The sequence below is a fragment of the Deinococcus hopiensis KR-140 genome, assembly GCF_900176165.1.
Classification (GTDB): domain Bacteria; phylum Deinococcota; class Deinococci; order Deinococcales; family Deinococcaceae; genus Deinococcus; species Deinococcus hopiensis.
Genome location: NZ_FWWU01000006.1, coordinates 298,214 through 311,642, shown reverse-complemented (window position 1 = coordinate 311,642; position 13,429 = coordinate 298,214). Strand labels below are relative to the sequence as shown.

9 protein-coding genes are annotated in these 13,429 nt (G+C 62.2%); 4 read left to right on the top strand and 5 right to left on the bottom strand.

All coding sequences use genetic code 11. From position 1 onward, the window contains the following. The first annotated feature begins 50 nt into the window (after positions 1-50). Together B9A95_RS31820 and B9A95_RS08090 are read left to right on the top strand one after the other, a co-directional pair. A complete protein-coding gene (locus B9A95_RS31820; RefSeq protein WP_139806587.1) occupies positions 51-758 on the top strand; it encodes a hypothetical protein in 708 nt (235 codons plus the stop codon). Positions 759-1,134: 376 nt separating this feature from the next. Continuing rightward, positions 1,135-1,422: a hypothetical protein gene (locus B9A95_RS08090; RefSeq protein WP_084046406.1), complete on the top strand. Its 288-nt coding sequence runs from the start codon at positions 1,135-1,137 to the stop codon at positions 1,420-1,422. A 15-nt stretch (positions 1,423-1,437) separates the two neighbouring features. On the opposite strand, the gene B9A95_RS08085 is transcribed toward B9A95_RS08090, so the two are convergent. The 3 genes from B9A95_RS08085 to B9A95_RS08075 all read right to left on the bottom strand — a co-directional run bounded on the left by B9A95_RS08085 (position 1,438) and on the right by B9A95_RS08075 (position 5,339). Beyond that, positions 1,438-2,280, bottom strand: a complete 843-nt coding sequence (locus B9A95_RS08085; RefSeq protein WP_245808203.1) for a GNAT family N-acetyltransferase — start codon at positions 2,278-2,280, stop codon at positions 1,438-1,440. After that, positions 2,280-2,954 carry a hypothetical protein gene (locus B9A95_RS08080; protein WP_084046405.1) on the bottom strand — a complete coding sequence of 225 codons (675 nt, stop codon included), beginning with the start codon at positions 2,952-2,954 and terminating at the stop codon, positions 2,280-2,282. Before B9A95_RS08080 ends, B9A95_RS08085 begins: the two co-directional genes overlap by 1 nt. Positions 2,955-4,022: 1,068 nt before the next feature. After that, the gene (locus B9A95_RS08075) at positions 4,023-5,339 is read right to left on the bottom strand and encodes a GAF domain-containing protein (RefSeq protein ID WP_170928521.1); all 1,317 of its coding nucleotides are present in this window, start codon (positions 5,337-5,339) and stop codon (positions 4,023-4,025) included. A 656-nt stretch (positions 5,340-5,995) separates the two neighbouring features. Between B9A95_RS08075 and B9A95_RS08070 the strand changes: the two genes are divergently transcribed. Together B9A95_RS08070 and B9A95_RS08065 are read left to right on the top strand one after the other, a co-directional pair. Next, positions 5,996-7,114 (top strand): GGDEF domain-containing protein, encoded by a 1,119-nt coding sequence (locus tag B9A95_RS08070; RefSeq protein ID WP_084046403.1) that lies wholly within the window; start codon positions 5,996-5,998, stop codon positions 7,112-7,114. Between the two features lie 119 nt (positions 7,115-7,233). After that, positions 7,234-10,245 carry a PAS domain S-box protein gene (locus B9A95_RS08065; RefSeq protein ID WP_084046402.1) on the top strand — a complete coding sequence of 1,004 codons (3,012 nt, stop codon included), beginning with the start codon at positions 7,234-7,236 and terminating at the stop codon, positions 10,243-10,245. A gap of 888 nt (positions 10,246-11,133) precedes the next feature. Here B9A95_RS08065 and B9A95_RS08055 read toward each other — a convergent pair. After that, a complete protein-coding gene (locus B9A95_RS08055; RefSeq protein WP_084046555.1) occupies positions 11,134-12,012 on the bottom strand; it encodes a LysR substrate-binding domain-containing protein in 879 nt (292 codons plus the stop codon). A gap of 326 nt (positions 12,013-12,338) precedes the next feature. After that, positions 12,339-13,235 carry a PhzF family phenazine biosynthesis protein gene (locus B9A95_RS08050; RefSeq protein ID WP_084046400.1) on the bottom strand — a complete coding sequence of 299 codons (897 nt, stop codon included), beginning with the start codon at positions 13,233-13,235 and terminating at the stop codon, positions 12,339-12,341. Positions 13,236-13,429: the final 194 nt, after the last annotated feature.

Sequence of the window (13,429 nt, the reverse complement as noted above, 5' to 3'; positions counted from 1 at the left end):
CTACATTTTCATAAATCCAAGAGAAATACCGAAGTTTTCAACAGGAGATTATGATGAGAAGAAAAAATTGGTTCGTTGGCTTGACTTTACTTCTATCTGCATGCGGGTTGAATGTAATTCCCGAAGCCTCCCCAAGCTTGATCCTTAATATTTCCAATGGAGACAAATTCAATTTTTCTTCTCAGGGTGTTTTGATGAATGACTTTGTATTGGTAAAAGCATTACCGAAAAATGAAGATCTCAGAAGAAGCGCCGTATCTGGGCATTTCATTCTTAATGGGAAAGCAGTGCCAGCATCTCTGGATGGAGATATTCTCCAGGCAAATCTCGGCTCGTGTTGGTCAGGACCGGGTGTTGGGTCATCTGTTCTGAATTACACCTACCTCGATGCCCAAGGGGCTCCCCTGGAGTCGGGGGAGGTGCACATTGAAGCTCTTGTTTGCGCAGTGAGTCCAGAATCTGCAGCAACCGAAGTGATGATCAACGCCTACTCACCTGACCTCCTTCAAGGTAAAGGCCAGGTACAGCTGACGGCCAACGCCTTTGATCCGCTTGGCCCGACGGAACTCGTCATCTCTGGTCCTCATGCTGAAGTGCTGGCGACGAGCAAGAACAGTTCGGCGACGTTTACGCTGGCCCTCCCCGACATTTTGGGAAAGGACAAACCGCTCACGTATACCGCAACAGCACGTAATGCTGCGGGGCAGATAACGACCGCTTCAATCACCATAAAAGTCCCCGGTTCCGTCTCCTTTTGAGGGACCAGTCGCCCGTGGACAAATGTAGAGGTCTCCTGGGAGGGTTGTAGGGGAGGTGACGCTCCAAGGCTTCGGTTCCGGGTGGTGTTCACTGACCCGCCGCGCAGCTCGCCCTCGCCACTCCCAAGGAGGGCGGCCGTCCATCAGGGCGCGAACGGCGCAGGCTTTGTCTCATTTTGGGGCTGCTACGGTTCATCTCCTGAAGGCAGACGGATCAGAGCGAAGGCCCGGGGCCAACTCCAGGCCTTCGCTCTGATTTGGAACATGGGTCAAAGGGCGGACTTCTTTTTGACCGAACTGGAATGGGCATGGGGGAGAATGGCGCCGGGAGGGGTACCCTTCCACGCACCATTCCAACAACTGCGCTTGGCACCCGGTGCCGGGAGAAGCCACCTGCTTCCAGCAGACGCACCACCGCGTGAATAACCTGTGCGGGCACGCCGACCGGATCCTGCGGGAGATCGCCGAACACCTGGAGCGCTTCACCGCGGTGGCCACCCCTTCCCCACCGGACCGCAGCAAGACGCAGCGGGAAGTGGAGCGGTTGCGAGCGCGGCCCTGGTGGACCACCAGCGCGGGCTGCGCCCTGGACCGACGAGAGGCCCACCGGCGTGTTCGGAAGGCCCACGCCTTCCTGAATGCCGGCCACGACCGTTCCCGGTAGAGGAGCTGCTGCGCCTCAGCCCCGGTGCAGCAGCAGTTGCTGGCGTTCGGCCTCCTGAAAGCCCACCGAGGCGTAAACGCGCTTGGCCTCCGCGTGGTCATCGGCCACGATCACCAGCTCCCGCGCGCCGAAGTGGTTCTGGGCGTGCTGCCCCGCGAGGAAGGTCAGCGCGCCGCACAGGCCCTGCCGGCGGCAGTCCGGGTGGGTGGTGACGCTCTGGTACCGCAGCAGGCCGGTTCCGTCGAAAAAGACGCCGAGATCGGCCGCGAGGCGGCCCTCCAGAAAGGCCCCGTACCAGAAGCCCAGTCCCGCCCGGGCCATGGCGCGGTAGCCGCGAAACTGGCTGGTCTTGAACGCGCGGTAACGGGCCTCGTCGTGGCCTTCCTCGCGCCCGGCCACCTGGTTCTCCACCGCCGCCTGCCACTCCTCGTCGGTGTCGCGCAGGGGGCGGTACTCGGCCTGCGTGTTCAGGCGGGGAGGCGCGTGCAAGCGGGGCGCGGCCATCACCAGACTTTCTTCGAGGTGGTAGCCCGCGTCCAGAAAGTCCTGTACATCGGCCTCCCGCGTGGCGGGCACGTCCCAGCCGAAAAGGCGGTGTCTGGTCTGGGGCGGCGCGCCCACGTGTTGGGCGAACAGGGCCTCCCAGCGGGAACGGTCTCCCGCCTGCGGCGGATGGCGGAAGACCAGCAGGTTGCCGAAGTAGAAGCCGGGGCTTTCCGGGTGGGCGATGCACACGGCGTCACCGAGGTCTTCGACCTTGCCGTGAAAGCGGGCGAAGATCATGTCCGTGCGGTAACCGAGCGAGTGGAGGTTCAGGGCGTCATCCTTTCCTGGCGTGCGTGGGGCCAGCTCCCGCATCACTTGAGGTCCTTCTGGTCGTAAACGTAGGCGCGTCCCCCAGCGTCGGTGACCGAGAGGCTCTCCACCCCCTCATTCGCGGGCAAGTCGAAGAAGAAGCGCACCCGGACTTCCTCACCGCCGGGCAGCCTGCCCTCCACCCTTTCGTCGCGGCTGGCCTTGAGCATCACCCTGTTGTACGCCACGCGCTTGCCGTCCGCGTCCTTTAACGTGGGCTTGAAGTCGGACCAGGCGTAGGGCTGCTCGGTGCCCAGCGGGTTTTTCAGCGTGAAGACGGCTGTGAGGTACCGGCAGCTGGGGGCAGGCGCTTTGCCATTGAGGGCCTTGCCCGTGAATGTGGCCCCACCGAAGCGGAGGTCGAAGGCCTGGAGGGGAGCGAAGGTGCCCGCGGAAGCGGGAATACAGCCGAGTGCCGTGGCCTTGGCAAAGTACACCGTATTGCCCATCACCACACGGCCCACGTCATATTCGGCCTTTAGCAGGGTGAAGTTCAGCGGGCTCCCTTTGCCCAGGGTAAAGGTTTCGCCCAGCTTGGCCGCCACACCGTCGAGCTGGGCGGCGACCTGCACAGTGCGGGGCGGAGCAGACGTCGGGGCGGCGGCCTGTGCGCCTGGACCGAGGGCCAGCGGGAGGGCGAGGCTGCCGAGCAGCAGGGCGGACCGTGAAAGCTTCATGCCCGTCAACGTAAAGGGATCCGGATGATGCGGAGATGACGCCGGCGCCCAAGCGTCATCTCCGCATCACCGTCTTCTCCATAACGTGGGCCCGGTGAGGGGAAGTGCAGAGGTTTGGCTCTCCTCCGGGAGGCGCCTGTGGAACGGCAAGACCACAAGAATTCAGTCCGTCTCAGGAAGAACGGATGTAATGCGAGATTCGAGATTAATATGAGTCTAAAGCGTGCTTGATCCAGGAAGAGAGGGTCGGCAACTTTACTTCCTGAGGGCAACTTCTCAGTCTTTCCCCTTCTCTTACGATCAGATCTTTGGTTGATTGAATATCTCGAATTGTTTTACTCGCACTGGTGCCTTCAATTCCATGACCATGGGCTTTGCTGGCGAAAGTTCAGTTGTAGACGCTGGAAATGGGAGCAGGATGATATTGTGAGGAACACTGAGTTTTTTCCTCATGTGCCATCTTGCCTGGTCGAGTAGAAGCACAGTAAGCTGTTGGCCCCAGGATCGACAGCCCGACCGAACCCTTTCAGCGCGGTCTCCATCAGTGGGATGCTAACCGTGGAAAAAACCAGAAATTCACTTTGCCCGTTTGAGGTTCGGCGAAAATAGAGGTGTAGAGCCATGGATCAGGGCGGCGTTGAGCAAGCAGGAGACGCCAACCCCGTAGCGCCCAGAGGCGCTTCAACACCGCCGCAAGGCCAAGACGTCCTTCGTCCTGCACGCAAAGGCGAATTTGCTTCTTAGGGTAGGCGGCTTGGGCAACGCTCAGCGCCGCCGGGCGGTGCGGCCAAAAGAGGAGGTGGGCGCGGGGTCTACTCCTCCACGCCCACCTTCCGGCTGAACTGGCGGCCTTCAGGCGCACGCCAGCTCCAGGCGTTGCGCGAGCACCCGGATGAGGGCCGGAGGAGCCGTCAAGCACAGTCAAGCTCCTTTGACATGCCTCAAAATGAGCCAAGAAGCTGTGCCAGAGGTTATTTTCCAAAACTGGAGCATCTCAGCGACCAAACATTTAGAGCAGCGCTTTTGCCCACATCCGTGGCAGAAGGAAACCGCACACCCGCCGTGAGCTCAGGTGTCCGTCCGCGAAGGGAGACCCGGTTCCACCAAGAAGGGTGCCCTCAGGAGGCAGGCGGCGCCCGTCAGCACTCCCTGTCCATTCACCATTGGCAAGCAGTCCACCAGCAATGTCTCTTCCGCGCCACCCTGACGGTTGATCAGCAGCGGTTGCCGCAACATGGAACGCCGGGTCTGCCGCACCGTGGCCACCATGACGCCGAGTTCACGGAGGCCATGTCCTTCCTGCATCAGGGAGGTGCCCGGAACTTGGGACAAGCCGGTAAGTTGTGCAAAAGCAGGGTTCGATTCACCGATTCGGAGCCGTGGGTCTACCATTGCCACCCCAATGGAGGCCTCGCTGAACACCGTGCGAAACAGCGTGGCTCCCTCCTCCAGGGCCTGCCGCTCTGCCCGCTCCGACTCCTGCCGTTGAAGCCTCACGATGGCCTGCGCGCAGTTGTCCGCGAGGGCCGTCATCACGTTCTGCTCCCCTTGCGTGAAACGTACACGGTCTGGAAAGTTCAGCGTAAGGGCGCCGATCACCTGATCGTCGACCATGAGCGGCAGGGCCACATGGGCCTGTTCAGCGTAGGAGGGGGTGTCCGCCGCTTGCGCGTAATGCGCCTGCACCTCGGGGAAGGTCAGAAAGAGGGATTGCCGCTCCTGGACCGCATCCGTTGCAGGAATAGAGAGGGAGAGGGGAACAGCCGGCCAGGCCCGGATAAGGGCAAAGTCGTAACCAGAGGCGCCCAACACCTTTAAAGCAGTGCGGTCGTCCGTCAGGAGTGACAGTCCCCCGGCGATGGCCCCAATGATAGGCAACGCCTGGGCCAGGATCAGGTGGACGACGTCCTGAACGGACTGCGCTTTGGCGATATCGGTGGAGAGCTGAAACAAGCGGGCCCCAAGATCACCCAGGGATGACGGGAGTTGCAGCGAGGCACTCCGCTCCTCACGGCAGGTAAAGAGGAGCGCGGCAGGCACAGCAGACGCGTTCTGAAGTGGGGCGACGCTGACGAACCACGGCTGTACAGTGCCCATCTCCTGGGCGTGACCGAGCAGGACCCGCCGATCAAGGAGGGGTATGCCGGATTCAAGAACCTGCTTGAAGTTGCGGTCAAGGTGAGCGGAGAGTGCGGGCGCCACCTCAGAGATGGGCCGGCGCAGGTGATCGTGCTGCGACTTCCCGTTCAAGGCGGCGTGCGCCTCATTGAGGGCGAGGTACGACAGGTTCCGGTCCAGGATGGCAGCTGGGTAAGCGAAAAGCGCCAAGACCTGCTCTAGATTCTGAGCTTGGTGGGGAGACAGAAGTTCAAGACCGGAAGACATTGGCAGTGAGCATAGCCCACCTCCTGAGTAGAATGAAAAACGCCCCCCGGCTGGGGGCTCTGGCGCGTGGGAGACGGCGCCACCTCCGCACGATACGGGCGCCATCTTCCCCACCGGTGTTAGGTCCGCAATGGCCCTGTGAACGCCATATCTGGCCACCGGTGGAGCGCGAACGGCCGAGGCCAACGCTCAACCCCACTCACCCCCGGCGTGGCGGTTGCCCCCGGCCGCCCCACGGTCCCGCCTTCAGCGGTGGAGGCGAGCAGGAGCGCGGACATGAGACAGCAGGCGGAGCCAGATCATGCGGACGCTCCTCCCAGAACGTACGCCAAGCTGGCGGCCCCCCTGTTTGTCGCCACTGAGGGCATTGTCCGCCTTTTGACCAAGCGCGGGGAGGCCCAGGCGTCCCGCCCCGGGCCTTTCCTCTGTTGCGGCCCTTGAGTCCCGCCGTCACCTTGCCGCTCCAGTGGGCCGGCCGCGCACCCTCGAAAAATGCAAAGCGCAGTTCCTCCGCACATAACTGGGGCATCACGCCGAGCCAAAATGTCTCCTCCCCCAATTGGAGGAGGGAGGCAGTCAAGAGCATAAAGGCAATGTGAAAAAATTAAAGGTAGAATGAAGCCTGAGCAGCGCCTTTCCCCTGCCCAGGAAACGAAATGACTCCTCTGCACCTGCCCCCCATTGGGACTTCCCTGCGGATCGCACCCAGCGAGCCCCGCCACACGCCCATTACGGCAGCGTTCGGCCGGCCCCTGCGCTTCCTGCTGTGGATTCCCTTTATCTGCAGTCTTTGGGGCCTGCTGATCTACCTGCTCTTCGGCAACTCGGTGCGCGAGTACCTCTTTCTGATGCTCGCTACGCTCCTGATCCACGGCACTGCACTCTTCGGTCCCCGTCCCATACGTCAGTGCCTGGAAGGTGTGATTTCCTCACTATACGCGCTGATTCTGCTGGGTGTATGGATCTGTGGGCTGTACGTGCTGCCCACGCATCCCGGGTCACCGATCGCGCTCCTCAGCGTTGCGCTGCTGGCCCCAGTGGTATACACGTTTTTGTTTTTGCAGCACTCCCCCCGGCGCGCACGCCTGGAAGCGCTGGGACTGGCGGGGACGCTGGTCATGGTAGGGATTCCACATACGGTGGCGACGCTGAGGATGGTTGGCCCTTTTGTGGGCGTCCCGCTGCCCCTGATCGTGCTCACTGCGCATGGGGCCCTGATCATCATGCTGCACCACTTCGCGCAACTGCAGGTGGAGCTTTCGCTCGAGCGTGAGCGCACGGCCATGCTGGGACAACTGGCAAACCACGACGTACTCACGGGGCTGCGCAACCGGCGGGCGTTTGAGGAGGACCTGGTGCGGGAAGTGGCGCGTTCGGAGCGCCACAACACCGTGTTCGGGGTGATCGTGATTGACGTGGACGGGTTGAAGCGGGTGAATGACACCCACGGACACGACGCGGGAGACGCGCTCCTGGTGTCGTTTGGGAAAGCGCTGACCTCGGTGTTCAGGGCCGAGGATCAAGTGTTTCGGTTGGGCGGGGACGAGTTTGCGGTGCTGCTGGTGGAGCCCACGCAGGAATACCAGCAGGTGGTGTTGTCGCGGGTTCAGGAGGCGGTGGGGATGGTGCGCGCGCAGGCGTTTCCGGGTGTGGGAGCGAGCGCTGGCGTAGCCTTTTTCCCGGCCGACGGTATAGGGAGCGCCGTGATGACCGTGGCCGACAGGAGAATGTACGAATCCAAGCGCAGCCGCAACCCGGCGCTTCACCTCTACTGATCAGCGCGTGCAGCGTACTGACAGCAGGGCGCCTACGGGTCTTTTGGAAGATGTTTGTCAATGACTCAATCAAAGACTGAGATGAATGCGGACCATATTCGAGGAGCAACGATGACCAGATGACCTTTCGCCTTCCATCCTCGGCAGACCTCCACCTCCTGAGTCATACCCTCGGGGCGTGTGCCATCGGCGTCGTGATCAGTGACGCACAACGCGAAGACCATCCCATCGTCTATGCCAACCGGGCGTTCGAGCGACTCACCGGCTACACGACCGGTGAAGTCCTCGGGCTCAACTGCCGTTTCCTGCAGCGTCAAGACCGCGACCAGGCGGGTTTAACAGAGATCAGGCAGGCGGTGGCAGGAGGGGCGAGCACCACCGCAACCTTGCGCAACTACCGCAAGGACGGCTCACTGTTTTACAACGAGCTGACCCTCAGTCCAGTTCACGACGCTTCCGGCACACTGACACACTATGTTGGCTTCCAAAACGACGTCACTGCGCGTGAGGAAGCCAGGCAACAACTCACTTCCACTTTAGAACGGATCACTGACGGCGTTGTCTCGTTCGACGCACACCTGAACTACATTTACCTCAACGCTGCCGCCGCCCGCATTGCCGGAAAGCGCCCTGAAGAACTGATCGGGCGCAACATGCTGATGACTTTCCCTGACATCGTTGACTCTGCGGTGGTCCAGGCCATCCAGCAAGCTAAAGAGACCGGTACGGCTCAGACCGCTGTGAGCTATCTGGAGCCATTCGGAAAGTGGATTGAAATCACTGCCTACCCTTCCGAGGACGGGGTTTCGGTGTTTACCCGAGACGTCACCCAGCAGCGCCAGGCTGAGGAAGAGCGGCTGGCCAATGAAGCGCGTCTCCGGGAGGTGGCGGCCGAGCTGCAGCGCACCCTCAACCTGTCACTGGACATGATTATGACGTCTGGTCCTCAAGCCAGAGTCATCAACGTCAATGCCGCGAGCCAGCGCATCCTCGGGTATACGCCTGAAGAACTCATCGGCCGCTCCTTCCTTGAGCTTATCCACCCCGAGGACCGGACGGCAGCCTACGCCGAGGGTGCGGCCATGACCCAGGAGGCGAAGGCCGGACGGCAGGCCACGACCGTATTCCAGAACCGCTACCTTCACAAGGACGGGCACACCATCTGGCTGGAGTGGAACGCGACCATCGTTCCGGGAGACCCGCAAATCTACAGCGTGGCCCGTGACATCACCGACCGCAAGGCCGCCGAAGAGGCGCAGCGGGCCAGCGAGGCGCGTTACCGACACGTCGCGGCCGAGCTGCAACGCACGCTGGACCTGTCGCAGGACCTCATCACGACGTCCGGCCTGGGGGCCAGGATTATCAGCGTCAATGCAGCGTGTGGGCGCATCCTGGGCTACACGCCCGAAGAGATGATCGGCCGCCCCCACACCGCCTTCGTGCATCCCGATGACCGTGCCAGGACCTACGCCCAGGGGGCCCGCATGATTCAGCAAGGGGCGGCAGAGGGACCAGCCGCATTTGTGTTCCAGAACCGCTACCTCCATAAAGACGGGCATACGGTCTGGCTGGAGTGGAACGCTGCGGCCATTCCCGACCATCCACTGGTCTACGGGGTGGGACGCGACGTCACCCAGCGCAAAGCGGCCGAGGAGGACCAGGCGTTCCTGGCCGCCATCGTCGAGGCCAGCCACAACGCCATCGTCGGGGTCGGCCTCGACAACACCATTCGGTCGTGGAACATGGGTGCCGAGAAATTGTACGGATACACGAAGGCCGAAGCCATCGGTCAGGCGCTGGACCTGATCGTCCCCCCAGAACTCCATACTGAGGAAGCCGAGATGCTGAGCCGGGGACGGCAGGGAGAACGCGTCGAAGCCCTCGAGACGGTCCGCAGGACCAAAGACGGTCGCCGGGTACCGGTGTCGACAACGGCCTCCCCTGTGCTCGATGCAACTGGCCAAGTAATGGGCGTCGCCAACATCACCCACGACATCAGTGCCCGGCTTGCTGCGGAGCAGGAGATCCGGACCCTGAACGCTGACCTTCACCAACAACTGCGTCACGTCACTGGTTTAAGAGAGATCGATCAGGCCATCGCGTCGAGTGCCAATCTCACCATGACGCTAAGCCTGGTGCTGGACAATATCTGTCAGCAACTCGGTGCGGACGCCGCCACAGCCCTGCTTCTCGACCGCGACACGCTGACCCTCGAGTACGCCGCCGTCCGTGGGCTCTCCCCGGGCATCCTGCAGGGCTCTGCCGTAAAGCTCGGTGTCCGCCTGGCTGGTCAGGTCGCGTTGAGTGGAACGCCACTCAGCGCACTGGACTTGAGCGGCGTGCCTCTGACCTCCGACGAGAAGAACCTCTTTGAGCGTGAAGGGCTGACGGCGTACTACGCTGTGCCGCTGATCAGCAAAGGAAAGGTCATGGGCGTCGTTGAAGTCCTCCAGCGGCAGGCCTTGACCCTCACCCCCACGTGGCTCGAGATGTTTGAAACCCTGGCCAGTCAAGCGGCGATCGCGGTGGAAAACGCGCAGCTTTTCACCGCGATCGAGCGCAAGAACTTGGAACTGCGCCTGGCGTACGACGAGACCATCGAAGGCTGGGCCAGGGCGCTCGACCTGCGCGACAAAGAGACAGAGGGTCATTCCAGGCGGGTCACCGAGATGACCGTGGCACTCTGCCAACACCTGGGCGTCTCGTCCGAGAATCTGATTCATGTCCGCCGGGGTGCGCTGCTGCATGACATCGGCAAGATGGGCATCCGGGACGCCGTGCTGCTCAAACCTGGGAAGCTGACGGATGAGGAGTGGATGGAGATGAGAAAGCACCCCAGTTACGCGGTGGAGCTGCTCTCGCCGATCAAGTTTCTGCGTCCGGCACTGGACATTCCCGAGTACCACCACGAGAAGTGGGACGGCAGCGGTTATCCGCGGGGACTGAAAGGCGAGGTCATCCCCCTGACGGCCAGAGCATTTGCGGTGGTAGACGTCTACGACGCCCTGACGAGCGACCGCCCCTACCGTGCCGCTTGGAGCAAGGCGCGGGCCCTGACGCACATCCGGAGCAGTGCCGGTACCCACTTTGATCCTCAGATCGTCGAGGCCTTCGTCCAATTGCTCCGGTAAAGTGCCGCGATGACAAACAATGAAACCGGGCAGCTGCACCGCCCTGGACGCCACCTCCCGGGAAGGGCGGAGTGAGCTCGACCTTCTCCGGCACAGCGGCCAGGCGAAAACTTGCTCGCCTCACCCTACGAACTTGACAGACCCCTCTTGACACTCCCGTCGCCGTGCGTGACGCCCTCCGTGTGGAGGAAGCGGACACCCCAGTGTAGGTGGTGGAGCACCAGATCGGCAGGCGGCTCCAGGAGAAGAAATACAGTTTCCGGATCATCCCTTGCGCCCCCCTCTGCTCACGCGTGCTGGAGGTTTGCCCGTGGTGGAGGGAGCGCCTTTGCGGCTTGCAGCGCGCGTCTCCCTGTGCAGGCAGCCGTCGTGGTCGCCAGACCACCGGAAGAGCGGACCTCCCCCCTCCTTCTGGCGTTCGCCCTTGGGCTTTTTCTTCCAGGCCTGGTCCTGGCCTGGGTGTTGATGGAAGAAGAGGGCGCCCTTCTTCGGGATGAGGTGCTGGTGGAACCAGGTCTGCCTCATCAGGGAGTTGGCCCGGTTCGGTAAGGCCCCGAAACTGGAGAACAGCAGGTCCAGCACTTGACGCCCATGGCGTTCCCAGCTCCGCATGTCCTGCAGCAGGACACATGTTCTGGTCAGAACACCACGGGAAGCTTTAAACGTGGACAGAGGAGAGCGCGGTGGGGCCCTCCGGGAGAGCGCGACCCGCTGACGAGGAGCAGGGCGTCCTGACGGACGCCGCTGCAGGTAGGCCCCGCACTTCAGTACGGGGAGGCGCTGTACCCACATCTCGCGCGTGGGTGCCGCCGACCCGCGTGGCCGCAGCGGTTCTGCCTTTCCCTCACCCAATGCCGCGCAGCCACCTCACAGAACTCGCTGCAGTGCCTAGATTGCGCGCTGTTCGATCACGTCGTCCACGGTCTGTTTGACCAGTTCCGTGAGGCGCGCTACGGCTGGCGACGCCGTTGCTTCTGAACGGTGCAGGCTCAAAGCGATTCTGGGAAGATCAGGCAAGTCCGCGTGATCCAGCGGCCGCACACCCTGGGGCACCCCCAACGCGGTGCGGGGTGTGACGCCAAGACCCGCAGAGAGGGCAGCCCACAGTCCTGCCAGACTGGGGCTGGTGAACGTTACCTTCCAGGGGATGCCCACGGCGTCGAGGCAGGCCGTCGCCAGTGTGCGGAAAAGGCAGGGGCTTTCAAATACGGCCAGAGGCAGAGGATGCCGAAGGACCTGGGCCGGTTCCCGCGGACCAAACCAGCGGACGGGGAGGGTGGCCAGGGACTCCACGTAGGCTGTTCGGGTTTCACCCCATGCCAGCGCGAGGTCGAGTTCTCCCTTATTTACCCCAGCGAGGAGGTCGGCGTTGCGGGTGATCCGCACCTGGATGTTGACTCTGGGATGTGAGCGTGCGAAGGCGCCGAGCACCTGCGGAAGCAGTGATTCACCGAAGTCCTCCTGGACGCCCAGGCGGACCGCACCTTCCATTTTACTGCCGCGAACTGCGGCCACGGCCTCGTCGTTCAGTTCCAGAAGGCGGCGGGCATACACCAGGAACGACTCACCGGCGTCTGTCAGGACCAGGCCACGTCCCGATTTGCGCAGCAGTTCGGTTCCCACCTGGGCTTCCAGCTTTTTGAGTTGGGTGCTGATGGCCGACGGTGACCGCGACAGTTTGAGCGCCGCTTGACTGAAGCTGCCCAGATCGACGCCGTAGACCAGTGTCCTCAGCGCGTCCATATCAAGGTTGGTATGCCGCCTCATCATTTGATTCTATCAAAATATGACCACTGATCCTTCTCTTCTCCCGAACAGACCTGTGGAGGCGCTCCCGGCAAACCCAGGGGAGGGTGGGGGAAAGTGCGCCTTCCATTTGCCCTGACTCAGGGGGCCCCTCGCCGGCGGACCTACCGCGGCTTCGAGGCGCTGGTGCCGGCGGCTCAGGCCGTGAGGTTCTCAAGGGCGACCCCGTCTGGAGAGCCGGCAGGGGAATCCTTAGGATTCCAGTTTATCCGTGTTGAAATCACGGGCCACCCCGAGCGGACGCGCAACGCTGCGCCGCGGATGGAACGGACGATCCGGAAACTGCATCAGAGTTCGCTGAGGCGGAAGTCACGGCTTTCCCGCTTTGTGGCCCGTCCTCCAACGGTGACGGCGGTGATGACGCCCGGCGCTACAGAAAGGTGCACTTCGAGTTCGCTGGGCGAGGGGGGCGTCATGTGGGCCCCCTGGCCAATCAATATGGGGTTGGCCTGCACGCCCAGAATCTGATGGAGGTACGCTCCCAGTGGTCCCGCGGCCATTCCTGTGGCCGCCTCCTCAGGAATGCCGTAGAGCGGCGCGAACATCCGCGCGTCAGCGTGATGGTTGGGATTCTGCACGGCTGGTGCGAACGCATAGACGCCGATCAGCTGCAGCGCGTCACTGATTTCGCCGATCTTCTCCATATCGGGTTGCAGCCCGGCCAACACGGCATTTGAGTTCACCCCGATCACCAGGAAGGCGTTTCCGGTATTGACCACCAGGGGCGCGGCGCCGGAAAGCAACTCGTCGGGCGTGAGCCCCAAGGCCCCCAACACCTGCGGCAGCGTCACGGAAGTTTCACCCAGCGGCGTGAATTTCGGCGCCAACTGCTGCATGTACACGCGGTCACCATCCAGCATGATTTCGCGCCGTCCATCGATGGTCTCTTTCGAACTCGTCTGCCCACGCAGCTGCCCTTGTTGCGCCAGGAGGGAGAACGTTGCGATCGTTGCGTGCCCACAATGCGCGATCTGGCGCGTGGGGGTGAAGAATTCCAGTTTAAAGTCAGCCGTTGCGGAAGGAGAAACAAACGCGGTTTCCGAGAGCCCCATTTTTGCTGCAACGCTTTGTTTCTGGGCTCTGGTCAGCCGACCTGCGTCCAAAACCACCCCAGCAGGATTGCCTCCCGCGCCATTCATCGTAAAGGCGTTCACAACACTGGCGTGCACGTGATCCTGTTCCATGACTCTCCCTTGCCTGATCCTTTCAGACACTGTGATGCAGATGAGCAGCGCTGGATTGTCCGGCGACGCAACCGGCTGGTCGCCCAGCGCTTCCGAATGCGGAATTCCACAGGCAGTGTAGTGATGGGTTGAGGTCCGGTCCATCCCTTTTTTGAGAAGGGACCGTTCTATAAAACGAAACGGTGTGCCTGTTC

Bases quoted from the DNA above. Each gene is read 5' to 3' on its own strand.
- B9A95_RS31820 (WP_139806587.1), top strand. From the start codon at position 51: ATGATGAGAAGAAAAAATTGGTTCGTTGGCTTGACTTTACTTCTATCT.
- B9A95_RS08085 (WP_245808203.1), bottom strand. From the start codon at position 2,280: ATGCGGGAGCTGGCCCCACGCACGCCAGGAAAGGATGACGCCCTGAAC.
- B9A95_RS08080 (WP_084046405.1), bottom strand. From the start codon at position 2,954: ATGAAGCTTTCACGGTCCGCCCTGCTGCTCGGCAGCCTCGCCCTCCCG.
- B9A95_RS08075 (WP_170928521.1), bottom strand. From the start codon at position 5,339: ATGTCTTCCGGTCTTGAACTTCTGTCTCCCCACCAAGCTCAGAATCTA.
- B9A95_RS08070 (WP_084046403.1), top strand. From the start codon at position 5,996: ATGACTCCTCTGCACCTGCCCCCCATTGGGACTTCCCTGCGGATCGCA.
- B9A95_RS08065 (WP_084046402.1), top strand. From the start codon at position 7,234: ATGACCTTTCGCCTTCCATCCTCGGCAGACCTCCACCTCCTGAGTCAT.
- B9A95_RS08055 (WP_084046555.1), bottom strand. From the start codon at position 12,012: ATGAGGCGGCATACCAACCTTGATATGGACGCGCTGAGGACACTGGTC.
- B9A95_RS08050 (WP_084046400.1), bottom strand. From the start codon at position 13,235: ATGGAACAGGATCACGTGCACGCCAGTGTTGTGAACGCCTTTACGATG.